Origin of the sequence: Oxalobacteraceae sp. CFBP 8761 (genome assembly GCA_014841595.1) — a bacterium.
In the GTDB taxonomy this organism is placed as follows: Bacteria; Pseudomonadota; Gammaproteobacteria; order Burkholderiales; family Burkholderiaceae_D; genus Telluria.
In genome coordinates this window covers 155,162-178,003 of record JACYUE010000002.1, presented here as the reverse complement: position 1 = coordinate 178,003, position 22,842 = coordinate 155,162, and the positions used below count along the sequence as shown (strand labels likewise).

Genomic DNA, 22,842 nt, shown 5'->3' with positions numbered 1-22,842 from the left:
ATGAATGCGGTGAGAATTACAGCGGACCCTTGGCCCACGGACCCGAGATCGCGAAGGTGATGCCTGGCGTCTGGATATTGACGAACAGGTAGCGGCCGGTCGGATCGAAGCAGGCGCCGGCAAATTCATTACCGCGGCCATCGCCGGCCAGCGTCGTCAATTTGCCGGCGGCGGTCAGCTGGGCCGCCGTCAGGTTCACGTTGTTCTTGGCAAAGATGTACGCATCACCGGCGCCCGTCAGACCCATCAGGCGCTGGCCGAAGCCGAAGGTGTCGGTGATCGGGCTGGACGAGTCTTCGCAGATCAGCAGGCCATCGCGCGGGCTGACGGCCAGGTTGTCGCCCATATTGCCGATCAGCGGGCTCGGGCTCGAATAGATGCACTTGAGCGTCTGGCTGGCCAGGTCCAGTTCCCAGATCGCGCCGCGGTTGACCGGGCCGCCCGACGTGTCCATCACGTACAGCTTGCCCTTGGTGTAGAAGATGCCTTCGCCGCGGTTCATGCGCAGCGCACCCTTGGCCCAGCCCTGGTTGAACGGACCGGCGGCATTGCTGATCGCCTGGCCATTCAAGCCGACGCTGTTGCCGCGGTTGGCGTCCGGGTTCGGGATCGACACCCATTCCAGTTCGTACGTCAGGTCGACCGACGCAGTGGCCAGGTTGACGTTGTTGACGCCCTTGACCTTCGCCATCTCGAGCACGCCGCCGCGCGCCAGTGAACCGGCCGCGCCGGTCTTGATGTCGGGTACGTAGCGGTAGAAGCCCGACTTGCCGGACGAGTCTTCGGTCAGGTAGACATTGCAGTTGGTCGGATCGACGGCGGCGGCTTCGTGCGCGAAGCGGCCCATGTTCACGATCGGCTGGCCAGTCGTCTGGCGCGGATCGGCGGTCACTTCGAACACGTAGCCGTGCTTCTTGCCGCCGGCGGTGATGGCGTCGGAACCGACTTCTTCGCAGGTGAGCCAGGTGCCCCATGGCGTGACGCCGCCGGCGCAGTTCTGCTGCGTGCCGCCCAGACTTGGCGTCATGCTGACCCAGTCGCCATCGCGGAATACCAGGTTGGTGGTGCCGCCGCACGAGCGGTTGGTCGTGGTCGTGTTGATCGTGCCGCCGTCGTAGAAGCTGTAGGCGTTGATGAAATTGCCAGCTGCACTGCTGGTGATTTCATGATTGCGCACCAACACCTGCTCGGTGCTGCGGCCGACCTTGCGCGTGGCGATCACGCCCATGCCGTCGTGGCCCGCCGGGCATGGCCGGCCGTCGGTCATGATGTCGCCGCGCCAGCCATAGCTCTTGTACGTGAAGCCGGGCGGCAGTTGCAGCAGCGGCAGGCCGGTGCTCAGGTCATTGGTCGGCGCGATCGGGCCGTACGGGCTGTCGACCAGCGCGGTGACGCCATTGGCGGCGGCCGCTTCACGGGCGTGCAACGCGGCGAAGGCGCCGACGAATGGCAGCGCGCTGGCGCCGGCGATGCCCTTGAGCAGGTTGCGGCGCGACGGCGACGTGTCGTGGTTGTTCATGTGTACTTCTCCATTGATTGGACGTGCGAGCCGGTGGACCGGCATCTCGAATGTTGGCAGCGCCTGAGCGGCGGCCCGCCTGTCCTTACCACCCCGGCTCGGACCGATGCATTAAAGCAAACGATCATGTCAAGTTAATGACAACAAAAAGACAATTTTTTTCCCTACGCCGTTGGTCGTGACATCTGCCTGTCATGCACATCGCATGGGGCCTGCTGCGGCAAGGGTGCGCCGCGCAGCGTCCCCAAACCGGCTAGAATTGCTGTCTTCCGATCAATATTTTTTGCGACAAAAAAGCGAACACATGAACAAGCTGGCGCTCTACTTTCGCCTGATCCGGGCCGACAAGCCGATCGGCATCCTGTTGCTGCTGTGGCCCACCCTGTGGGCGCTGTGGATGGCCTCCGGCGGCGTGCCGGCCCTGGACGTGCTGGCGATCTTCGTGATCGGCACGGCGCTGATGCGCTCAGCCGGCTGCGCCATCAACGACTACGCCGACCGCGACTTCGACCGCCACGTCAAGCGCACGGTCGACCGCCCGCTCACGAGCGGCAAGATCCGGGGCTGGGAAGCGGTGATGGTCGCGGCCGTGCTGGCGATCGCGTCGTTCCTGTTGATCCTGCCTCTGAACGCGCTGACCAAGCAGTTGTCGGTGGTGGCCGTGGTGGTTGCCGGCACCTACCCGTACTTCAAGCGCTTCTTCGCCATTCCGCAGGCTTACCTGGGCATCGCGTTCGGCTTCGGCATCCCGATGGCGTTTGCCGCCGTGCAGGGCGCGGTGCCGGGCGTGGCCTGGTGGCTGCTGGTGGCGAACGTGTTCTGGGCGGTGGCCTACGACACCGCGTATGCGATGGTCGACCGCGATGACGACATCAAGCTGGGCATGCGCACGTCGGCCATCACGTTCGGGCGCTTCGACGTGGCGGCCATCATGCTGTGCTACGGCGCGTCGCTGGCCATCTTTTTGCTGTGCGGCTGGTCGCTTGGGCTGCGCTGGTGGTTCGTGGCCGGGGTGGCGGTGGCGGGCGCGATCGCGCTGTATCACTACACGCTGATCCGCCATCGCGACCGGATGAACTGCTTCAAGGCCTTCCGCCATAACAACTGGCTGGGGGCCGCACTGTTCATTGGTGTCGCACTAGATTATGCATTAGGTTAATATTGTCCGAAATACATTCATCGCTGCTCCGGCAGCGTGATCGACCACCACACCAAGAGGCCCAATATGATCGAAAAAATCCCGACCCAGACCAATACCCGTGACCAGCTGGTCAATGACCTGAAAAGCGTCATCGGCGACGCGGAATCGTGGCTGCGCAACGGCAGCCAGCTGACCGGCGAAGAACTCAAGTCGGCCAAGGCCAAGTTCGAGCAGACGCTGGCCTCGGCCAAGGTCGGTCTGATCAACGCTGAAGAAACCGTGGTCGAGCGCACCAAGGTCGCCGCCAAGGCCACCGACGAATACGTCAAGGACAACCCATGGAAATCGGTTGGCCTGGGCGCCGCCATCGGTGTCGTCATCGGCATGCTGATCGTCCGTAAATAAGATGACGATCCCCGCGACCATTTCGCGCATCGGGGCCACGCTGCTTGCCATGCTGCGCACGCGGCTGGAGCTGGCGACGCTCGAACTGCAGGAAGAAACGCACCGCCTGTTCGGCTACGTCGCCTGGGGCGTTGCTGCCGCCTTCTTCGGCGTGGTCGCGGTGCTGCTGCTCATCCTGTTCGTGCTGGTCCTGTTCTGGGATACGCACCGCCTGCTCGCCGTTGGCGGCATGACGCTGCTGTTCGCGCTGGGCAGCGTGCTGGCGTTCTTCAAGGTCCGTGGTGACCTGACGAACCGCGGGCCGATCATGGCGGCCACGCTGGCCGAACTGCGCAAGGATGCGCAAGCTGTCAAAGGAGAGCCGATCGATGACGTCAAAATCTGAACCACTGGCGGTGCGCCGCCGTCTGCTGGCTGCACAATGCGCCGAACAGCGCGCCCAGATGTCGGCCGACGTGACGCTGCTGCGCACGCCGTCGGCGATGGGCGGCACCACGGGCTATGTGGTGCAGCACAAGAAAGCCATCCTGACCGCCGCCGGCGTCGGGGTCGGCATCCTGCTGACCAGGCCGACCTGGGTGGTCGGCGCGATCACCGCAGCATTGTCGGCCTACAAGCTGGCGCAGAAGGTGCTGCCGGTGCTGGGGTGGAGGAAGTTCGAGGTGCATTGAACCCCGCACTCCCGCATGACACAAAGGGGCGTCCGCATTCGCGGCGCCCCTTTTTTCATGCGCTCAGTCCTGGCCCAGTTCGTCCCCGAGCGCCTTGCCACGTGCTGCTGCGGCCTGCATCGCTGCGACGATCGCGCCTTTCACGCCTGCCGCTTCCATGCTCTCGATTGCCGCATGCGTCGTGCCGCCCTTTGACGTCACGCGCGCGCGCAGCACGTCGACCGGTTCAGCAGACTGCGCCGCCAGTTGCGCGGCGCCCGTGAACGTGGCCAGCGCCAGCTCCCTGCCCTGCTCCGGGCTCAAGCCCATCGCGCGCGCCGCTTCCTGCATCGCTTCGAGGAAGTAAAACACGTAGGCCGGCCCGCTGCCCGACACCGCCGTCACCGCATCGATCTGCGCTTCGTCGTCCAGCCACACGGTCTTGCCGACCGCGCGCATGACGGCGTCGGCCTGTTCGCGCTGCGCTGCGCTCACGGCCGGCTGCGCCGCCAGGCCCGTCACGCCCATGCCAATCAGCGCCGGCGTGTTCGGCATCGTGCGCACGATGGCGTCGTAGCCACCGAGCCAGCGTGCCAGGTCGCTGCTGCGGATGCCCGCTGCGATCGACAGCACCAGCTGGCGCGTCAGGTGCGGCGCCAGTGCCGTGGCCACTTCGCGCATCTGCTGCGGCTTCACGGCCAGCACCACGACTTCAGCGTGCCGGACACCCTCGTCGATGTCCGTCGCGGTGCGCACGCCATACTCGCGCGCCAGGCGCTCCAGTGCTTCGGGATTGCGGTCCACCACGTGGATCTGCGCGCCGGAGCCCGCGACCTTCACGAGCCCCGAAATCAGGGCTGCGGCCATATTGCCGCCGCCGATAAAGACGATGTTCATGGTGATCCTGTCAGGTGTAATCGCGTTTGCCAAAGATGGCGCTGCCAACGCGCACGATCGTCGCGCCTTCAGCGATTGCGGGCGCCAGGTCGCCCGACATGCCCATCGACAGCGTATCCAGTTCCAGGCCGTCGGCACGCAGCGCGTCGAACAGGGCGCGCACGCGGGCAAAGGCGGCGCGCTGTTGTGCGACATCGGTGGTCGGTTCAGGGATCGCCATCAGGCCGCGCAGGCGCAGGTTCGGCAGTTGCGCGACCTCGCGCGCGAGCGCCGGCAAGTCCTCTGGCGTTGCGCCGCTCTTGCTGGCCTCACCGCTGATGTTCACTTGCAGGCAGATATTCAACGGACCCAGTTCGGGCGGCCGCTGTTCCGACAGGCGCTGCGCAATCTTGAGCCGGTCGACCGTGTGCACCCAGGCGAAGCTGGCGGCGATGGGCCGCGTCTTGTTGCTCTGGATCGGGCCGATGAAATGCCACTCGACGGCCGCATCTGGTTGCGCCTGCGCGACGCTTGCGATCTTGTCGAGCGCTTCCTGCAAATAGTTTTCGCCGAACGCCAGCTGGCCGGCGGCCATCGCATCCAATACCGTCTGCGCAGGGAAGGTCTTCGATACGGCCAGCAACTGGACGTCGCTTCTGGTGCGTTCCGATGCCTTTACAGCATCGGTGATTGTCGCTTCGACAGCTTGCAAGTTCCCGGCGATTATGGACATAATGATTTTCTATAGGAAATATTTTTGAGGCCGTTTGCGGCACTGGGATTATAAATGGACATATCGGAATTACTCGCTTTCTCGGTCAAGAACAAGGCCTCGGACCTGCACCTGTCGGCCGGCCTGCCGCCGATGATCCGGGTCCATGGCGACGTGCGCCGGATTAACCTGCCGCCGCTGGAGCACAAGGACGTGCACGGCATGATCTATGACATCATGAACGACGGCCAGCGCAAGCAGTACGAAGAAGTGCTCGAGTGCGACTTTTCGTTCGCGATTCCGGGGCTGGCGCGTTTTCGCGTCAATGCGTTCAATCAGGAACGGGGCGCCGCCGCCGTGCTGCGCACGATTCCATCCAAGATACTGTCGCTCGAGGACCTGAACGCGCCGAAGATCTTCGGCGAACTGGCGCTGAAACCGCGCGGCCTGGTGCTGGTCACGGGCCCGACCGGCTCGGGCAAGTCGACCACGCTGGCGGCGATGGTGAATCACCTCAACGAGCAGGAATATGGCCACATCCTGACGATCGAAGACCCGATCGAATTCGTGCACGACTCCAAGAAATGCCTGATCAACCAGCGCGAAGTCGGCCCGCACACGCTCTCGTTCAGCAACGCGCTGCGCTCGGCGCTGCGCGAAGATCCGGACGCGATCCTGGTCGGCGAGTTGCGCGACCTGGAAACGATCCGCCTGGCGCTGTCGGCCGCCGAGACGGGCCACCTCGTGTTCGGCACGCTGCACACGTCGTCCGCAGCCAAGACGATCGACCGTATCGTCGACGTGTTCCCGGCCGAAGAAAAAGAGATGGTGCGCGCGATGCTGTCGGAATCGCTGCAGGCCGTGATTTCGCAAACGCTGCTCAAGACCAAGGACGGCTCGGGCCGCGTGGCCGCGCACGAAATCATGATCGGCACACCGGCCATCCGTAACCTGATCCGCGAAGCGAAGATCGCCCAGATGTACTCGGCGATCCAGACCGGCAGCAACGTGGGCATGCAGACGCTCGACCAGAACCTGACCGACCTCGTACGCCGCAACATGATCTCGTCGGTGGTCGCGCGCAGCGCCGCCAAGATCCCCGAAAACTTCCTCGGTTAAGGACCATTGATGGAACGCGACCAGGCTACCAAATTCATGTTCGACCTGCTGCGCCTGATGGTGACGAAGGGCGGCTCGGACCTGTTCATCACGGCGGGCTTTCCGCCGGCGATCAAGATCGACGGGCGCATGACGCCCGTCTCGAGCCAGCCGCTCACCAGCGGCCACACGGGCGACCTGGCGCGCGCCATCATGAACGACAAGCAGGGGGCCGGCTTCGAGCTCACGCGCGAAGCCAATTTCGCGATCACGCCGGGCGACCTGGGTCGCTTCCGTGTCTCGGCCTTCATGCAGATGGGCTGCGTGGGCATGGTGCTGCGCGTGATCACCACGGCGATCCCGAAGTTCGAGGAACTGAGCCTGCCCGACACGCTCAAGGACGTCGTGATGACCAAGCGCGGGCTGGTGATCATGGTCGGCGCGACGGGGTCGGGCAAATCGACGACGCTGGCGGCGATGGTCGGCTACCGTAACGAGAACAGCTACGGCCACATCATCACGGTCGAAGATCCCGTTGAATTCGTCCACCCGCACCGGAACTGCGTGATCACGCAGCGCGAAGTGGGCGTCGACACCGACAGCTTTGAAGCGGCCCTGAAAAACTCGCTGCGCCAGGCACCGGACGTGATCCAGATCGGCGAGATCCGCGACCGCGAGACAATGGAACATGCCATCGCGTTCGCCGAAACGGGCCACCTGTGCCTGGCCACGCTGCACGCCAACAGCGCCAACCAGGCGCTGGACCGGATCATCAACTTCTTCCCCGAAGAGCGGCGCCAGCAACTGCTGATGGATTTGTCGCTGAACCTGAAAGGCCTGGTGTCGCAGCGCCTGATTCCGAAGAAGGAATCGAAGGGGCGCGTGGTGGCGATCGAGATCCTGCTGAATTCACCCTTGATTTCGGACCTGATCTTCAAGGGCGAAGTCCATGAGATCAAGGAAATCATGAAGAAGTCGCGCGAGCTGGGGATGCAGACGTTCGACCAGGCGCTGTTCGACCTGTACGAGGCCGACAAGATCACTTACGAAGATGCGCTGCGCAATGCGGACTCGGTCAATGACCTGCGGTTGAACATCAAGCTCAATAGCAAGCATGCGAAGAACCGTGATTTTTCGAGCGGGACGGAGGCGTTGGGGTTGGTGTGATGAGTTGGTGTGATGGGCCGCATCGGCCCACCGCCGGCTTTTAAAACCGCGACTCCAGCGTCACACGCGCCACCGCCTGCCCATCCGAAAACGTCGTCCTGCGCTGCACGCCGTTGTCATCCACATAGCGTGACTCGGACACCGTATCCTGTGCCAGCAAATTGGTTGCCGCCAGCCGTAGCTGGTAGGTCGGATTGAGCTTCCACAGCGCATACACGTCGAGCTCACGCCGCACGCTCTGGTAGCGTGACTGCTCCACGTTTACGCGCACGTTGCCGCCGTTCTTGAAGGCGAAGCTTGCGCCTGTCGTGAGCTTGCCGCCGGGCGTCTTGTAGTCCACACCCAGCGTGCCCGACACGGGCACCTGCTGGTCGAGCCGGTTGTCCGGCCCCGGCACCGTATCGACGCGCGACCAGTTGCGCGCCAGGCTCGCGCGCAGGTCGATGTCCGGCACGTCCTGCAGTACGGCTGACAGCGGAAACTTCGCCTCCAGCTCCAGGCTGCGCGTGAGCGCGTCGCCATCGTTGACCGGCGTCTGGATCCAGCGGCCGTCTTCAAAAAGCAGGCCCTGGCGCGTGTAGTCGCTGATGCGCCGTACCGACAGGCTGGCGCTCAGCAGCGCCTTCTCGGCCCAGTAATGTTCGTACGATGCGTCGATGCCGGTCGCCAGTTCGGGCTTCAGATCGGGATTGCCGCGATAGTCAGGGTCTGTCTGGCTGTTGTTCGGGGTCGTGAAGCGTCGCGGGATCAGGCTGCTGGCCGCCGGCGCCTTGAACGTGCGCGTCAGCGCCAGGCGCACCTGGTCGCGGCTGTCGGGCAGCTTGTAGAGCGTCTGGGCGAGCGGGCTCCAGACGCTGGCGCGATTGGTGCTGGTGTCGAACGTGTTGCCGCTGCTGCGCGTCTCCAGCCCTTCCCAGCGCAGGCCCGCGTACATCGACCATTGCTTGGTGACGTTCCACTCGTCCTGCACGAACAGCGCCAGGCGCTTGAGGGTGGCGTCGTAATCTTCATCGCGGCGCAGCGTGCTGCCCGCGAGCGGGAACAGTTCCACCTCGCCGCGTGCATCGTCGCGCAAGGTATGGCCGGCGTCCCAGCCCATCGACAGCGCGTGGTCCTTTTTCCATGGCCGCGAATACTTGCCCACCGCGGTGACGCCAACTTCGTCAGTGGCACTGAGCACGGTGGAGTCGCGCGCCAGACGATCAACACTGTCCAGCGTGCGAAAGTCGTCTTCATGCCAGTTGCCGCGGCTGCGCGACCCGTTCACGCCCAGTTTCAGCTCGAACTTGGCGCCTTCTTCCAGATTATGCATCCAGGTCAGGTCCGAACGCAGCGTCGTGTTGGTGCCCTTGCTGCGCACGTCGCGCTCGTCGTACAGGGGGCGCAGGCCAAGAATGGTCTCGGTCGAGGTGCTACCCTGGTAATTGTTGCGCTGGTGCGCGACGAGCGATTGCCAGCTGACCGTATCCCCGTTTTCCAGGCTCCAGTTCAGCCGTAGTGTGAGGTTGATGCCTTGCGGGCTGCCACGATCGGTCTGTTCGCTGCGCCGCACGAAGATGGGGCGCCCGGCCGCATCGATTTGCGACTCCTCAAATGGCGACGGGCGATCGAACCCGTAGCGCCAGGCGCTCGCGGCGAGCGAATACGACATCTTGCCGACGCGGTCCGACATGGTGAGGCTGGCCGAAGGATTGCTCACCTCCCCGCTTTTGCCATACCCGACGCGCAGTTCGCGCTGCGCCTTTTTCACCGCGCGCTTGAGGACGATGTTGATGGTGCCGGCGATCGACTGGGTCGAGAACTCGGCGCTGGCGGCGCGCAGGATTTCAATGCGCTCGATCGAATCGGGCGAGAGCTGATCGATATCGAAGCCGGCCGGTGCGCGCTCGCCATTCAGCAGGATCTGCGTGTAGCCGCTGCCCAGGCCCCGCATGCGGATCTCGCCACCGCCACGCCCGGCGCCGCCGCTGACCGTGATCCCCGGCAGGCGCTTGAACACGTCGAGCACCGAGGTGTCGCCGTAGCGCCGGATTTCTTCGGTCGACACGACGATCTTGCTGGCGGTATCGTCGCGGCGCGGATCATAGCCGTTGGCGTCGGCCTTGACTTCGACCTTCTGGACAGTGTCCGTGGAAAGTGCCGGTGCCGCGGTGTTCTGAGCGTAAACCGGCAAGGCAGACAGGGAAAGCGCGACAAGCGTGGGGCGAAGCATCTAGGGGGCAGTCATGGCAGATTCAAAGGTGCCGTATTCTGTCATGCCCCTGCTACGTAGAACAGCACATCCTCAAATTACCCTGCCCGCATGTGGACCGATCGATCAGAGTCCTGGCCCCATGCCGCCGCCCGGTGGCCCGAACCCCGGTGGACCGCCAGGCCCGCCCCGCGGTCCATCCGGCCGCCGCCCGCCCGCACCGCCAAAGCTGCCGAAGCGGTAGGACAACCCGACATACACGAGGCGCCCTTCCTGGCGGCGGATGCTGTATTCGCGCAGGCGGTCGGTCTCGGTGATCGATTCGGTCTTTTGCGAGTCGAAGATGTCGTTGACATTCACGACGAGGCTCATGGCCTGGCTCAGGTTGCGGCGATAGCTCAGGTCAGCGCTGCGCGTCGGCTGGCGATAGCCTTCGCCGAACAGCGTCTTGCCCTGCGCATTGAGCACCAGTTGCAGGCTGTTGGTCGGATTGATCTGGTAGCTCACGCGCGCGCGGCCGCTGAGCGAGGTGGCGCTGCGCTTGTCGTCCTGGCTGTTGCCGAGCACCGACTGTTCGGAGTATCCCAGGTTGCCGCTCGCGTTGAGCGTCAAGCTGGGCGTGACGCGGCCGCTGAACGTGAATTCGAGGCCGCCCGAGTTGCTGCTGCCGGCGTTCTCACGGGTGGTGAGCAACACGGTGTCGGAGATGAAGGTGCGCCGTTCCTGGATCAGGTCCGAGTCGCGCCGTGCGTACAGACGCACATTGGTCTCGACTTTGCCCAGTTTGGTCTCCAGCCCCAGTTCGATCGAGTCGGTCTTGGTGGGCATCAGGTCGGGGTTGCCCGACGAGACATTGGTTTCGTCGCGGTAGACGACGAACGGATTGAGGTCGCCCGCGCCCGGCCGGCGGATGCGGTGCGCGTAGCTCAGGCGCAGCGCCGTGTCGTCCGACAGGTCGTAGGTGAGGAATGCGCTCGGGATCGCGTCGAAGTAATGGTTGTTGGCCTTGACGTTCGTGGTGACCTGGTTCAGATCGAGGTCGGTGTACTCGGTGCGCAGACCACCCAGCAAGCCCCATTTTTCGGCCAGGCGCAGCTGGTAAGTACCATACAAAGCGACTGTCGTTTCATCGAGCTCGAAGCGGTTGGTGCGCTGGTTGCTGAGGCTTTCAGCCAGCGTCGCCTCATCGACATTGAAAAATCGCGTGTCGAACACATTACTGTTCTGCGCGACCTTGTAGCCCGCCTTGAACACACCTTTCTCGCCCGGCAGTTCATAGTCGCCCGTGAAGTCGATCACGCGCGTTTCGGTCAGGTTGTTCTGGTGCGTGCGCGGCGCGGTCGAATTGGCGGGGCGCACCGTGTAATCGCTGGCAAAGCGCGTATCGGCCTCGCCCTTGTTGCCCGACAGGCGCAGGTCGACCTTGAAGATTTCGCCGGGCCGCGCGCCCTTGTGATCCAGGCCGCCACTCAGGCTGTAGCTGCGGTTATCGTTGTCACGCACGCTCGAACGCAGGTAGTCGCCGTCGATGCTGCCGTCGGCGTTCAGGCCGCGATAGCGCTCCTGCGACTGCCCGTCGCTGCCGTTGGCCGAGAAGCTGGCCTTGGCCGACAGCACGTCCTTGTCGCCCAGGTTGTAGGTCAGCGAGCTGTTCATGCCCACGGCCTCGGTGTCGGTCTCGCTGTTAGAGCGTTGCGTGCTGCTGGCCACGGCGCCGGTAAGCGGGTCGATCCGGTCGCGGTTTGTTTCGCCGTCGGAGCCACGTGTGTCGCGCCGGACGTACACGCCGCCCTGCACGCTCATGCGCCCGGTCGTGTAGCTGCCGAAGCTCGACGCATTGGCGCGCCCTTCCGGCCCGACGTTCGCATTGACGGCACCGAAGCCGCCCGGCGTGCGCTCGCGCCGCATCACGAGATTGATGATCGGGCCGCCCCCGCCTTCGTTGCCGAACTGCGCGCCGGGGTTGTTGATCACTTCCACCGAATCCAGATCGGCTGCGGGAATCGCGCCCAGCGCTGCGGCGCGGTTCTCGCCCTGCATCATCGCCGACGGCTTGCCATCGACGAGGATCTGCACATTGCTGCGCCCGCGCAGCGTCACGTTGCCGTCCGCGTCCACGGCCACCGACGGCACCTTGTTGAGCGTGTCGGCCACCGTGTCGTTGGTCGACGCGGCGTCACTCTTGACGTCATATGCCTGGCGGTCGATCCGGTTCGACGAACGCGCGGCCGTCACGGCGACGGTGGAGGCGACGGGGACGTCGGCCGCCTGCAGCGCCGGGGCGGTCGGCGTCACGGCGCCGGTGACGGGATCCGCAGGACGTACGGCGGTTTCCTGGGCCAATGCGCAGACAGGCGCGAGCAGCGCGAACAACAGTGCGGAAGAACGGTGACGTGACATGAATACCTGGGTAACGGGACGTTTGAACGAGCGTGATTGTCGCATGCGTCGAGCCCGGAATTTGTTAAGAAATGCTAAGACGGTTCAAATGCCACAGCATCGATCGGCCAACCGATGACGCCGGGGCCAGCGCTCTGCCGTGCGCCCCCCTGCAGTAGCGTAAACTGCATCGTTTACAACAAGGAGACCTCAATGAATGCCTACGATTTCAACGCCACTGCCCTCGACGGTCAGCCGGTCGACCTGCAGCGCTACCGCGGCAAGGCGCTCCTGATCGTCAATACGGCCAGCGCCTGCGGCTTCACGCCGCAATACCAGGGGCTCGAAGCGCTGCAGCGCCGCTATGCCGACGAGGGCCTCGTGGTGCTGGGCTTTCCGTGCAACCAGTTCGGACACCAGGAACCAGGCGACGAGGCAGCGATCGGCGCCTTCTGCGAAAAGAACTATGGCGTGACGTTCCCGATGTTCGCCAAGGTCGACGTCAACGGCGACGACGCGCATCCGCTGTTTCGCTTTCTGAAGGGCGAAGCGCCCGGCGTGCTGGGCACCGAAGCGGTCAAATGGAACTTCACCAAGTTCCTCGTCAACCGCGAAGGCGCGGTCGTTACGCGCTATGCGCCCACCACCAAGCCGGAAGACCTGGGCGGCGATATCGAGAAGGTGCTGGCGAACGAGGTCTGATTGCGGCAGCGCTCAAGGCGCAATGGCAATCACTTCGTCACCCGGCTGCGGCTCGCAGCTTGCGCCCAGCGGCGTCCAGCCGCGCCGCACAACGATGCGGCGTTCGTCGTGGCAGATTTCCACGCGCTGCGTCTCGGGCGCGCGGCGCTGTACGAACGCTTCGATCGAGGCTGGCACGCTGACCTGCAGCGACAGCGCGTGCAGGTCCTCCACCGGGTGGTCATCCACGTGCACGAGCGGCACGAACTGCCCGGCGAACATCGTGAAGTGCGATGGCACCCTGACCGGACCGGGGACGTAATCGTTGGCGCGCAACCAGGCCTGCGCTTTTTTCCGCGCGTTACCCTCACCTGCCGCGCCGCCCCAGGCGCTGGCCATCAGCTCGGCCACCCACTGGTTGCAGTTCTGGTATTTGGTGCCGTACGCATAGGCGTTGGCACTGTATTGACCGGCCAGCAGCGCCAGCGCCAGTGCCTTGTCGCGGGCGGCGCGTTCGAGCGATGCGCTGTCATCATCCGGCAGGAACAACAAGGCAATATGGCCCTTGCCCGGTGCGTCGGCGCCCAGCGCAAAGCCGGCGATGCCCTGGTCGAAGATGTACGGACGCGCCTCGTCGCACTCGTAGTACAGCTGGCGCACGGCCCACGGGCTGTCCGGCGTGTCGCGCAGTGCGACGCCGGCGTGTGAATACACCAGATCGAAGCGGCTCAGGTCCGTGCCGGCGCGCGCGATCAGGGCGACCTTGCCGTTCGAGCGCGCCAGCTCCTGCTTGACCACGCCGGCAAAGCGCAGCACGCGGTCCTGCTCGGTCGCGCTGAGGTCGCGCGAGCGTTCGCAAAAGGTGGGAAAGCCGGCCCAGGCACTGCCGCTCGCACACAACAGCAGCGCCAGCGCGGCCTGGCGCACGAGCATCAGATCGTGACTTTGCGCGAGCCCAGTTCGCGGTACCACTCGTCCTGCAGCGCCAGGAAGAACGGCCGCTGGGTGTCGGCGTAGGCGAATTCATAGCCGTAAGCGCGCTCATTGACCTGGACCACGTCGCCCGCGATCACGGTGCGCGTCGCGAGGGCGCGGTTGGGGACGTCGAGCTCGAACGAACGCGCCTGGCCGGCAGCAGTCGCGCGCAGGGTCAGGCGGGTGGTGTCGGGCTTGTTCGGGGCGTGCGCGATGTTGATCACGCGGTACTGGCCGGCAGCGACCTTGTCGTTGTCGCTCGAGCTGTTGCTGGAACCGCTGACCGAATCGGAAATGCTGGCCGACGACGCCGAGCCGGCGCTGGACGCGGACGACGCGAAGCTGTCAGCCTGCGCAGGCGCATTGCAGGCCGCAGCGAACAGGGTCAGGCACAGCGTGCGGGAAAGGATAGGCAAGGTCATAAAACTCTTTCATTTGGCGAGCAGAACGCTCCTATGGTACAAGCCCTTGCCCCGAATGACCATAGGGCAATCTTATCGCGTCTGAATGCGGGCCGCGCCGTGGGTGATGCAGGCGCGGGTGACGTTATCCAGAAAGCGGATCGCCACATCCATCGACAGGCCGGGCGGCAGCAGGCTGGCAAGCCCGGGGTCGTCGTTCAGGCGATCGACGCCGTACGCCAGCCGGCGCGACACGTCGCGCGCCAACTGGCCATCGCTGTTGTAGAGCGCGTCGTAGACACCGGCGGCCTCCCATACCGGCACGAGGCCCGGGGTGCTGCTGTCTTCGAAGACGATGGCGCGCGGACTGTCTTCGTCCTCGCGCACGAGTTGAAAGGTAAAGCTCAAGATCGTTCCTGCTGGTGTTCGTTGCTGGGGTCGGGGCGATGCTACCACGGCCCCTGTCAGTCTGCTGTACAGATCCGATCCAGCAGCTCGATCCAGTGCGTCACGGGCGTCCCGGTCCCCGCCTGCAAATGCGCGATGCACCCGATATTGGCCGACACGATGTGGTCAGCCCCCGTCGCGGCCAGGCTGGCCAGCTTGCGCTCGCGCAGCGCGAGCGAGATGGCCGGCTGCAGCACCGAATAGGTGCCGGCCGAGCCGCAGCACAGGTGGTTGTCGGCGCACAGCACCACGTCCACGCCGGCCGCCTGCAGCACGCCCTCGACCTTGCCACGGATCTGCTGGCCATGCTGCAGCGTGCACGGCGGGTGGTACGCCACGGGCGGGCCGCCCTTCCCTTTTGACAGTGCGGCGATCCGGTCCTGAAATAGGGCCAGGACTTCCGACAGGTCGCGCGTCATTGCGCTGATTTGTTCGGCCTTGGCGGCATACGCCGGATCATGTGCCAGCAGGTGGCCGTATTCCTTGACGGTGACGCCGCAGCCCGAGGCGGTCATGACGATCGCCTCGACCGCGCCGTTTTCAACGCTGGGCCACCAGGCGTCGATATTGCGGCGCATGTCATCCAGCCCGCCGTCCTGGTCGTTCATGTGATAGCGCAACGCGCCGCAGCAGCCGGCCTTGGACGCCACGGTCAGCTGCACGCCCAACGCATCGAGCACGCGCGCGGCGGCGGCATTGATGTTCGGCGCCATCCCGGGCTGCACGCAGCCATCGAGCACCAGCATCTTGCGCGGATGGATGCGTGTCGGCCAGCGGCCGGCGGCGCGCACGGACGGCAACTTGGCTTGCAGCTTCTCCGGCAACAGGGGCCGCAGCAGGCGGCCTGCCCTGAATGCGGGCGTGGCCAGGCCCGCGCGCGGCAGGCAGGCCTTGAGCGTCGTGCGCGTGAGCCGCTCGCCCAGGGGCCGCGCGACGCGCTCGTCGACCAGCTTGCGGCCGATGTCGAGCAGGCGCCCGTATTTGACGCCCGACGGGCACGTGGTTTCGCAATTCAGGCACGTCAGGCAGCGGTCCAGGTGCAACTGGGTCTTGCGGGTCGGCTCGGCGCCTTCGAGCACGTTCTTGATCAGGTAGATGCGCCCGCGCGGGCCATCGAGTTCGTCGCCCAGCAACTGGTACGTCGGGCAGGTGGCGGTGCAAAAGCCGCAGTGCACGCAGGATCGCAGGATCGCCTCGGCCTCGCTGCCCTCGCGCGTGCCCTTGATGAAATCGGCCAGAGTGGTTTGCATGTCTTATGCGCCTTATGGGTACATGCGACCGGGGTTGAAGATATGCGCGGGATCGAACGCGTCTTTCATGCGCGCATGGATGCGCGCCAGCGCTGGCGCCAGTGGCTGGAACACGCCGGCCGACTTGTCGCCGCCGCGGAACAGCGTCGCATGGCCGCCACAGGCCTGCGCGGTGCGCCGGATCGTCTGCGCGGTAATCGCATCACCATCGGCGCGCAACCAGCGCTGGGCGCCGCCCCATTCGATCATCTGCGCGCCGCCCAGCACCAGCGCGCCCGTGGTGGATGGCACCGACAGGCGCCACAGCGCACCGTAGCCGTCAAAAAACGCCGTGCGTTGTTCGCGCACGGCGTGCCAGAACGCATCGGGCTCCGGCATCACCTCGCCACCGAGGCCCCGCACGGCGGCATCGACCGCTGCCTCGGCGCCCGACAAACGCAGCGCCAGCTCGCCGTCGACCCAGGCACTGGCCGAGATCGGCAAGGGCTGGCCGCCCCACGTGTTCAGGGATCGCAGCGCGTCGATCTCGTTCAGTGCAAACCGCAGCGTCGTTTCGGCAAACGGCCGTGGCAGCACCTTGACCGAGACTTCCAGCAGCACGCCCAGCGTGCCGAGCGAACCGGCCAGCATGCGCGAGACATCGTAGCCGGCCACGTTCTTCATGACGCGCCCGCCGAAGGCCAGTACGTCGCCGCGGCCATCAAGCAGCGTGGCGCCCAGCACGAAGTCACGCGCGGCGCCACTGGTCGCGCGGCGCGGGCCGCACAAGCCGCTGGCAATCACGCCGCCCAGCGTGGCGTGCGGGCCGAAGTGCGGTGGCTCGAACGCCAGCATCTGGTTGCGTTCGGCCAGCGCGGCTTCGATCTCGGCCAGCGGCGTGCCGCAGCGCGCCGTGATCACCAGTTCGGTCGGCTCGTAGTCGACGATGCCCGCATGGGCGCGCGTGTCGAGGATGGCGCCAGACGGCGCGCCGCCATACCAGTCCTTGGTGCCGCCGCCACGGATGCGCAGCGGCTGCCCGCTGGCGGCGGCCGCCCTGACCTGCTGCTGGAAGTGTTCAATGGTATTCATCAGAAGCGCGGCAGGTCGGGAAACGGCACCTGCCCGTGGTGCACGTGCAGCTTGCCGAATTCGGCGCAGCGGTGCGGCGTGGGAATGGCCTTGTCGGGATTGAGCAGCGCGCACGGATCGAACGCGTGCTTGACGGCGAAGAAGGCGTCGAGCTCCTTGCGCCCGAACTGCACGCACATCGACCCGATCTTTTCCATACCCACGCCATGCTCGCCCGTGATGGTGCCGCCCACCTCGACGCACAGCGCCAGGATCGCCGCGCCGAACGCTTCGGCGCGATCGAATTCGCCCGGCACGCTGGCGTCGAACAGGATCAGCGGATGCATATTGCCGTCGCCGGCGTGGAACACGTTCGAGCAGCGCAGGCCGTACGTGACTTCCATCGCCGCGATCCCGGCCAGCACGCGCGCGAGCTGCTTGCGCGGGATCGTGCCGTCCATGCAGTAGTAATCGGGCGAGATGCGCCCCGCCGCCGGAAACGCATTCTTGCGGCCCGACCAGAAGCGCCCGCGCTCCGCTTCGCTCTGCGAGACGGTAATGGCCGTGGCGCCGGCGCGCGCCAGCACCGCGCTCATGCGGCTGATTTCTTCGGCCACTTCGAGCGCGGTGCCATCGGCTTCGCACAGCAGGATCGCGGCGGCGTCCAGGTCGTAGCCGGCCTTGACGAACGGTTCGACCATGCGCACCGAGGTACGGTCCATCATCTCGAGGCCCGCCGGGATGATGCCGGCCGCGATGACGTCGGCCACCGCATTGCCGGCAGTGACCACGTCGGCAAACGAGGCCATGATGACCTGCGCCAGCGCCGGCTTGGGCACCAGTTTTACCGTCACTTCGACGACGATGCCGAGCATGCCTTCGGAGCCGATGAACACGGCCAGCAAATCCAGGCCCGGGGCATCGAGCGCGCCCCCACCCAGTTCGACGATGTCGCCCTCGATCGTGGCCACACGCACGCGCAGCACGTTGTGGATCGTCAGGCCGTATTTGAGGCAATGCACGCCGCCCGCGTTTTCGGCCACGTTGCCGCCGATCGTGCAGGCGATCTGCGATGACGGGTCGGGCGCGTAATACAGGCCGTGGCTGGCGGCGGCTTCGGAAATGGCCAGGTTGCGCACGCCCGGCTGCACGACGGCGGTACGCGCCAAATGATCGACCCGTTGAATGGCGTTCATGCGCGCGGTCGAGAGCACGACGCCATCGTGGATCGGCAGCGCACCGCCCGACAGACCGGTACCGGCACCGCGCGGAACCACCGGCACGTTCAGCGCGCGGCACACGGCCAGGATCGCCAGCACCTGTTCTTCGTCGGTCGGCAGCGTCACGATCATCGGCAACTGGCGATACGCGGCCAGACCATCGCATTCGTAGGGCCGCGTGTCTTCGGGTGCAAACAGGACGCACGCCGCAGGCACGCGCGCCAGCAGCGCGGCGACAACCTGTGCGCGCCGGTCATGCAGGTCTGGATTCGGGGATGGCATGGGTCGATTGTAAGCAAATCGACAGGTTTTGTCGTATCCTCGTGCCATCGTATTTTCACCCTACTGCATAAGAGAACATCATGGGCAACCGCCTCTCAAAAATAGCAACCCGCACCGGCGACGATGGCAGCACGGGCCTCGGCGACGGCAGCCGCACCGGCAAGGACAGCGCGCGCATCCACGCGCTGGGCGAAGTCGACGAACTCAATTCCTTTGTCGGCCTGCTGCTGTGCGAAGACATGCCACCGGATCTGCGCGACGAGCTCGTGGGCATCCAGCACGACCTGTTCGACCTGGGCGGCGAGTTGTGCATTCCGGGCTACCAGATGATCAAGGAAGAACATGTACTGCGCCTCGACGCCATGCTCGAAAAATACAACGCCGACCTGCCGGTGCTGAAGGAATTCATCCTGCCGGCCGGTTCACGCGCGGCGTCCACGGCGCACCTGTGCCGCACGGTGTGCCGGCGCGCCGAACGCGCGATCGTCGCGCTGTCGAAGGCAGAAGAGATTCACGCGCACCCGCGCCAGTACGTCAATCGCCTGTCCGACCTGATGTTCGTGCTGGCGCGCGTACTGAACCGCTTCGCGGGTGGCAGTGACGTGCTGTGGAATCACGAGCGCAAGGCCAGATAAGTCATGGACGACTTCATTGGCGTCTACGACGACGCGCTCACCCCGCAGCAGTGTGAAGCGCTCATCAAGCGCTTCGACGCCAGCGACAAGGTGGTGCGCGGCCAAACGGGCAACGGCGTCGATGTCGTCAAGAAGGACAGCTACGACATCACGATCAACCAGCATCCCGAGTGGGCCGACGCCACGGGCCTCCTGGTGGACACGATGGCGCGCCACCTGGCTGCCTACGCCGAGCGCTACCGGATGCTGCTGATGGGGTCACTCTCGCCCACGCTCGAACATCCGGTGACGGGCGTGCCAACCGTGCTGTCGATGGCCAACTTCGACGAACTGGGGCGGCCCAACATTGATGAGTTGCTGCGCGTGCTGTACCGGCCCGGCACGATCAACCTGCAAAAATACCTGCGCAGCAGCGGCGGCTATCATCACTGGCATTCCGAGATCTATCCGCAGAACGCAAGCTGCGAATCGCTCCATCGGGTGCTGCTGTGGATGGTCTACCTGAACGATGTGGCCGAGGGCGGCGAGACCGAGTTTTTGTATCAGGGCCGCAAGATCGCACCCAAACAAGGGCGGCTGGTCATCGCACCGGCGGGCTTCACGCACACGCACCGGGGCAATGTGCCCGTCAGCGGTGACAAGTACATCGCCACCTCGTGGATCCTGTACCAGCGCGCCGAGGCGCTGTTCGGCAGTGCTGAATGATCCTTCCAGTACCACGGTGATATTTACCATTTAGCGGTTTTTCGTTATTTCCTGTCATCTTTGCCATGGGGAGCCGGGGCAAATGAATAACATTCTGTTATTTAATGTGAGATTTATCCCACATGATATTCAGATATTTACGCCTTTTGCTGGTTTGGCGATTAAGATAATGATCAGCGGCAACATTCCGTACCGCCCATTACTTCTCTGAGATCATGAGCACGCAAACCACCTTTGCCTCCACCGTCAACTCGTTCTACCTGGCTTTCTATGGTCGCCCAGCCGATCCTGCAGGCCTGGCGTTCTGGACCAAGCAACTTGCCGATAACGATGGCAACCTGTCTTCCATCACGCAGGCATTCGCCACGTCGGAAGAAGCCCAGGTCCGCTACGGCAGCGATAGCGTCAATGAACGGATCAGCGAAATCTACCAGGCCCTGTTCAACCGCGCGCCGGATTCGGTTGGCCTGGCATACTGGTCGAATGTGGTGGGACAAGGTCATGCATCGTTGGCTGACGTGGCCGTCGCCATCATGGGCGGTGCCCAGGGCATCGACAAGGCACTGACCGCGCTGCGCCAAACGGCAGTCGACGCTTTCACCGCCCAGGTGGAAGCATCGGGCAGTCAGTACAGTGGTTACGCGTCCGTCGAAGCGGCCCGCATCCTGGTGCGCGCCGTGACCGTCGACACGGCCACCGGCGACATCGACACGCTGGTCAAGGCTGCCGTATCGTTCGCCGACACCGCTACCAAGACCCCGCAAGTGGTGAACGCGATCGCCACCGGCACCACCCTGCTCGCCCTGTTCGACACGACGCGCGGCAAGGGCGACCCGGTCGCACTGGCCCAGACGCTGGCCGACACCGCCAAGGCAGCAGCCGGCAACCCGGTCACGCTCGATTCGCTGCTGCGTGGCGGTGGCATGGACCAGGTGCTCAAGGTCATGCCGGCCAATGCATCGCTGAAGGACGTTGTCGACGCTCTGGCCAAAGGTGGCCTGCCGGCAGCGATCGAAGTCGTGTATCCGCCGACGCCAGTCGTGACTGCCCCGGTGCCGACGTTCAATCTGAAACTGGCATTCGAACACGTCACCCAGGACGAACTCGACCAGACGGACGACAACGTCACCAACCAGAGCGCCGCCGACGTTACCTTCAGCTACACGGGCCGCGACCTGCGCACCGGCCAGCACTTTGAATACTCGCTCGACGGCAAGCACTGGATCGATACCAACATCGACGTCGATGCGAACACCAACACGGTGACCCTCAAGCATGTGCAGCTGGGTTACCAGTTAGCAACCCTGACCATGCTCGGCAACGACAACGCGATGTCCATCATGGCACCGCCGCCTGAACAGGTCACCACCATTGCGCTGCGCGCCGTCGATGCCAGCGGCACGACCACCACGCCCGTCACACAGACCATCGTTTTTGACGGCTACACGCTGCGGCCCCATGTCACGCTCGCCACGGACAGCCATTACGGCAAATTCGGCTCCGATGACGATCTGGTGACGAACGATGGCAGGCTCAATCTCGAGTTCGTCGAAGCAGGCGCCACGGTCGAGTACCTGATGCAGCAGCACAGTATCGGCAATCACAACCCCGCGTCGGTGACCACCGAGGTCTGGACCGCTACCCCGATGCTGCACGAAGGCGTGAATGTCGTCGAGATGCGCGTTACCGACGTAGCCGGGAACCGCAATTACCAGCAATTCACCTTCACGCTCGATACCGAAGCACCGCAAACCCCGGCCATCGCGCTGCACAATGGGCCGAGCAATGGATCGACCACGTCCGGCGTGATCGACATCACCGGTCTCGAGCAGAATACCGGCACTGCCTGGGAATACAGCACCGACAAGGGCAAGACCTGGACCTATGGCGACACCAACGACGGCAGTGGTGCGGACACGCTCGAACTGAGCGGGGTTGGCGAGCAACTGGTGCAAGTGCGCCAGTACGATATGGCCGGTAATATTAGCAAGGCAACGGCCGCACTCAGTGTCACGCTCGACGCTGGTCCGACGCTGGAAGTGTCGTTCACCGAAACAGGCATCTCGCTTACGAGCAGCATTGATGGCGATATTTTCATGGTCACGAATGGAAGCGGCCCTGGCGTTCGGTCGACCGAATCAGACGGCAGGGCAATTGCTGGCACGGTTCAGGTCGGCGCACAATTCTATATGTCCAGCGGCACGTTCCTTGTCGACGGCATGAAAGGCCAGGCACTCGATAAAGACAACGGTGTCTATACCCTCGGCACGAATGGAAACAACCTCATTCAAGATGCCCACAGGGCGTGGGGCTTCGACGGCGAAGATAGTCTGACCGGCACCAACGGCGACGACATGCTGTATGGTGGCGCGGGCGTGGACAGCCTGGAGGGCGGCGATGGCAGCGACATGCTTTACGGCGGCGCCGACAACGACATCGTCGTTGGTGGCCTGAGCGGTGACCAGATCATTGTATCGGAAGGCACGGACCGGCTGATATACAGCAGTGCCGCCGAGTCAAACCTGTCGAAGCTCATTGCAGGCAGCCAGTCAGCGTCCTCCATCGATGTCGTCTACATCGAAACCAAGGCGGCGGTACTGTTCGACTTCGTCCAAGATGTGGAGCATGTCATTAATTCGACAGAGTACATTGGTAGTTCGGCTGACCTTGCGAGCCAGTATGACAAGCTCACCCTGGCCTACAACGCTGCTGCAATCGAGCCCACCGATGCAGTCATTTTCAACATCGATCACTTCAAGCTGCTGGTGGTAAACAACGGTGATGACGTGATCAACAGCGAAGATTTCGCCATCGCCATCATCGGCTCTGGCGAGGCTAGCCTCGACGGCCTGGGCAACGTCTACTTCGGTAACCTCGTGTAAGCTGCCTGGCGCACGCCGGCAAAGCAAGCAACCGCAAGCCCGCTCTCTTACGACAGCGGGCTTGTGTCGTCATGGCAGCCGCACGATCCGATTCTCACGACAGACCGCCAGCACCCTGGCTGCCGACATGCCGACCGGCGTGAGCGCAGCGATAACAGGCGCCGTGTATCTGTGCA

21 protein-coding genes are annotated in these 22,842 nt (G+C 64.4%); 10 read left to right on the top strand and 11 right to left on the bottom strand.

Annotated features, from left to right (window positions below; genetic code table 11):
- Positions 1–16: 16 nt before the first annotated feature.
- Positions 17–1,519: a DUF839 domain-containing protein gene (locus tag IFU00_13215; GenBank protein MBD8543238.1), complete on the bottom strand. Its 1,503-nt coding sequence runs from the start codon at positions 1,517–1,519 to the stop codon at positions 17–19.
- A 304-nt stretch (positions 1,520–1,823) separates the two neighbouring features.
- On the opposite strand from IFU00_13215, the gene ubiA reads away from it, so the two are divergent.
- The 4 genes from ubiA to IFU00_13195 all read left to right on the top strand — a co-directional run bounded on the left by ubiA (position 1,824) and on the right by IFU00_13195 (position 3,736).
- Positions 1,824–2,678: a 4-hydroxybenzoate octaprenyltransferase gene (gene ubiA / locus IFU00_13210; GenBank protein ID MBD8543237.1), complete on the top strand. Its 855-nt coding sequence runs from the start codon at positions 1,824–1,826 to the stop codon at positions 2,676–2,678.
- Positions 2,679–2,744: 66 nt separating this feature from the next.
- Positions 2,745–3,065: a DUF883 domain-containing protein gene (locus IFU00_13205; GenBank protein MBD8543236.1), complete on the top strand. Its 321-nt coding sequence runs from the start codon at positions 2,745–2,747 to the stop codon at positions 3,063–3,065.
- Between the two features lies 1 nt (position 3,066).
- A complete protein-coding gene (locus IFU00_13200) occupies positions 3,067–3,450 on the top strand; it encodes a phage holin family protein (protein MBD8543235.1) in 384 nt (127 codons plus the stop codon).
- A complete protein-coding gene (locus tag IFU00_13195) occupies positions 3,434–3,736 on the top strand; it encodes a hypothetical protein (protein ID MBD8543234.1) in 303 nt (100 codons plus the stop codon). The genes IFU00_13200 and IFU00_13195 overlap by 17 nt, the downstream gene beginning before the upstream one ends.
- 63 nt (positions 3,737–3,799) lie before the next feature.
- Here IFU00_13195 and IFU00_13190 read toward each other — a convergent pair whose 3' ends face one another.
- Together IFU00_13190 and IFU00_13185 are read right to left on the bottom strand one after the other, a co-directional pair.
- Entirely contained in the window at positions 3,800–4,612 is an 813-nt protein-coding gene (locus IFU00_13190) for a pyrroline-5-carboxylate reductase (GenBank protein ID MBD8543233.1), read from the bottom strand.
- 10 nt (positions 4,613–4,622) lie between these two features.
- Positions 4,623–5,324 (bottom strand): YggS family pyridoxal phosphate-dependent enzyme, encoded by a 702-nt coding sequence (locus tag IFU00_13185; protein ID MBD8543232.1) that lies wholly within the window; start codon positions 5,322–5,324, stop codon positions 4,623–4,625.
- Positions 5,325–5,378: 54 nt separating this feature from the next.
- Here IFU00_13185 and IFU00_13180 point away from each other — a divergent pair, with 54 nt between their 5' ends.
- Positions 5,379–6,422 carry a type IV pilus twitching motility protein PilT gene (locus tag IFU00_13180; protein MBD8543231.1) on the top strand — a complete coding sequence of 348 codons (1,044 nt, stop codon included), beginning with the start codon at positions 5,379–5,381 and terminating at the stop codon, positions 6,420–6,422.
- 9 nt (positions 6,423–6,431) lie between these two features.
- Positions 6,432–7,568, top strand: coding sequence for a PilT/PilU family type 4a pilus ATPase (locus IFU00_13175; GenBank protein ID MBD8543230.1), 1,137 nt, complete (start codon positions 6,432–6,434; stop codon positions 7,566–7,568).
- 40 nt (positions 7,569–7,608) lie between these two features.
- Here the strand turns inward: IFU00_13175 and IFU00_13170 are convergent, their stop codons facing one another.
- A complete protein-coding gene (locus IFU00_13170) occupies positions 7,609–9,780 on the bottom strand; it encodes a TonB-dependent receptor (GenBank protein ID MBD8543229.1) in 2,172 nt (723 codons plus the stop codon).
- A gap of 105 nt (positions 9,781–9,885) precedes the next feature.
- Positions 9,886–12,159 (bottom strand): TonB-dependent receptor, encoded by a 2,274-nt coding sequence (locus tag IFU00_13165; GenBank protein ID MBD8543228.1) that lies wholly within the window; start codon positions 12,157–12,159, stop codon positions 9,886–9,888.
- A gap of 192 nt (positions 12,160–12,351) precedes the next feature.
- Between IFU00_13165 and IFU00_13160 the strand changes: the two genes are divergently transcribed.
- Positions 12,352–12,840, top strand: a complete 489-nt coding sequence (locus IFU00_13160) for a glutathione peroxidase (GenBank protein ID MBD8543227.1) — start codon at positions 12,352–12,354, stop codon at positions 12,838–12,840.
- A gap of 12 nt (positions 12,841–12,852) precedes the next feature.
- On the opposite strand, the gene IFU00_13155 is transcribed toward IFU00_13160, so the two are convergent.
- From IFU00_13155 to IFU00_13130, 6 genes are all read right to left on the bottom strand, one after another.
- Positions 12,853–13,752 carry a DUF2145 domain-containing protein gene (locus IFU00_13155; protein MBD8543226.1) on the bottom strand — a complete coding sequence of 300 codons (900 nt, stop codon included), beginning with the start codon at positions 13,750–13,752 and terminating at the stop codon, positions 12,853–12,855.
- A complete protein-coding gene (locus IFU00_13150; GenBank protein MBD8543225.1) occupies positions 13,752–14,216 on the bottom strand; it encodes a hypothetical protein in 465 nt (154 codons plus the stop codon). Before IFU00_13150 ends, IFU00_13155 begins: the two co-directional genes overlap by 1 nt.
- Positions 14,217–14,288: 72 nt before the next feature.
- Positions 14,289–14,603 (bottom strand): hypothetical protein, encoded by a 315-nt coding sequence (locus tag IFU00_13145; GenBank protein MBD8543224.1) that lies wholly within the window; start codon positions 14,601–14,603, stop codon positions 14,289–14,291.
- Positions 14,604–14,659: 56 nt separating this feature from the next.
- Positions 14,660–15,892: a glycolate oxidase subunit GlcF gene (gene glcF / locus IFU00_13140; GenBank protein MBD8543223.1), complete on the bottom strand. Its 1,233-nt coding sequence runs from the start codon at positions 15,890–15,892 to the stop codon at positions 14,660–14,662.
- 12 nt (positions 15,893–15,904) lie between these two features.
- Positions 15,905–16,963: a glycolate oxidase subunit GlcE gene (glcE, locus tag IFU00_13135; protein ID MBD8543222.1), complete on the bottom strand. Its 1,059-nt coding sequence runs from the start codon at positions 16,961–16,963 to the stop codon at positions 15,905–15,907.
- Positions 16,963–18,444: an FAD-binding protein gene (locus IFU00_13130; GenBank protein ID MBD8543221.1), complete on the bottom strand. Its 1,482-nt coding sequence runs from the start codon at positions 18,442–18,444 to the stop codon at positions 16,963–16,965. The genes glcE and IFU00_13130 overlap by 1 nt, the downstream gene beginning before the upstream one ends.
- Before the next feature lie 80 nt (positions 18,445–18,524).
- Between IFU00_13130 and IFU00_13125 the strand changes: the two genes are divergently transcribed.
- The 3 genes from IFU00_13125 (at position 18,525) to IFU00_13115 (ending at position 22,666) form a co-directional block, all read left to right on the top strand.
- Positions 18,525–19,079 carry a cob(I)yrinic acid a,c-diamide adenosyltransferase gene (locus IFU00_13125; protein MBD8543220.1) on the top strand — a complete coding sequence of 185 codons (555 nt, stop codon included), beginning with the start codon at positions 18,525–18,527 and terminating at the stop codon, positions 19,077–19,079.
- 3 nt (positions 19,080–19,082) lie between these two features.
- Positions 19,083–19,784: a 2OG-Fe(II) oxygenase gene (locus tag IFU00_13120; protein MBD8543219.1), complete on the top strand. Its 702-nt coding sequence runs from the start codon at positions 19,083–19,085 to the stop codon at positions 19,782–19,784.
- Between the two features lie 215 nt (positions 19,785–19,999).
- Positions 20,000–22,666 (top strand): DUF4214 domain-containing protein, encoded by a 2,667-nt coding sequence (locus IFU00_13115; GenBank protein ID MBD8543218.1) that lies wholly within the window; start codon positions 20,000–20,002, stop codon positions 22,664–22,666.
- Positions 22,667–22,842 lie beyond the last annotated feature (176 nt).

Bases quoted from the DNA above. Each gene is read 5' to 3' on its own strand.
- IFU00_13215 (MBD8543238.1), bottom strand. From the start codon at position 1,519: ATGAACAACCACGACACGTCGCCGTCGCGCCGCAACCTGCTCAAGGGC.
- ubiA (MBD8543237.1), top strand. From the start codon at position 1,824: ATGAACAAGCTGGCGCTCTACTTTCGCCTGATCCGGGCCGACAAGCCG.
- IFU00_13205 (MBD8543236.1), top strand. From the start codon at position 2,745: ATGATCGAAAAAATCCCGACCCAGACCAATACCCGTGACCAGCTGGTC.
- IFU00_13200 (MBD8543235.1), top strand. From the start codon at position 3,067: ATGACGATCCCCGCGACCATTTCGCGCATCGGGGCCACGCTGCTTGCC.
- IFU00_13195 (MBD8543234.1), top strand. From the start codon at position 3,434: ATGACGTCAAAATCTGAACCACTGGCGGTGCGCCGCCGTCTGCTGGCT.
- IFU00_13190 (MBD8543233.1), bottom strand. From the start codon at position 4,612: ATGAACATCGTCTTTATCGGCGGCGGCAATATGGCCGCAGCCCTGATT.
- IFU00_13185 (MBD8543232.1), bottom strand. From the start codon at position 5,324: ATGTCCATAATCGCCGGGAACTTGCAAGCTGTCGAAGCGACAATCACC.
- IFU00_13180 (MBD8543231.1), top strand. From the start codon at position 5,379: ATGGACATATCGGAATTACTCGCTTTCTCGGTCAAGAACAAGGCCTCG.
- IFU00_13175 (MBD8543230.1), top strand. From the start codon at position 6,432: ATGGAACGCGACCAGGCTACCAAATTCATGTTCGACCTGCTGCGCCTG.
- IFU00_13170 (MBD8543229.1), bottom strand. From the start codon at position 9,780: ATGCTTCGCCCCACGCTTGTCGCGCTTTCCCTGTCTGCCTTGCCGGTT.
- IFU00_13165 (MBD8543228.1), bottom strand. From the start codon at position 12,159: ATGTCACGTCACCGTTCTTCCGCACTGTTGTTCGCGCTGCTCGCGCCT.
- IFU00_13160 (MBD8543227.1), top strand. From the start codon at position 12,352: ATGAATGCCTACGATTTCAACGCCACTGCCCTCGACGGTCAGCCGGTC.
- IFU00_13155 (MBD8543226.1), bottom strand. From the start codon at position 13,752: ATGCTCGTGCGCCAGGCCGCGCTGGCGCTGCTGTTGTGTGCGAGCGGC.
- IFU00_13150 (MBD8543225.1), bottom strand. From the start codon at position 14,216: ATGACCTTGCCTATCCTTTCCCGCACGCTGTGCCTGACCCTGTTCGCT.
- glcF (MBD8543223.1), bottom strand. From the start codon at position 15,892: ATGCAAACCACTCTGGCCGATTTCATCAAGGGCACGCGCGAGGGCAGC.
- glcE (MBD8543222.1), bottom strand. From the start codon at position 16,963: ATGAATACCATTGAACACTTCCAGCAGCAGGTCAGGGCGGCCGCCGCC.
- IFU00_13130 (MBD8543221.1), bottom strand. From the start codon at position 18,444: ATGCCATCCCCGAATCCAGACCTGCATGACCGGCGCGCACAGGTTGTC.
- IFU00_13125 (MBD8543220.1), top strand. From the start codon at position 18,525: ATGGGCAACCGCCTCTCAAAAATAGCAACCCGCACCGGCGACGATGGC.
- IFU00_13120 (MBD8543219.1), top strand. From the start codon at position 19,083: ATGGACGACTTCATTGGCGTCTACGACGACGCGCTCACCCCGCAGCAG.
- IFU00_13115 (MBD8543218.1), top strand. From the start codon at position 20,000: ATGAGCACGCAAACCACCTTTGCCTCCACCGTCAACTCGTTCTACCTG.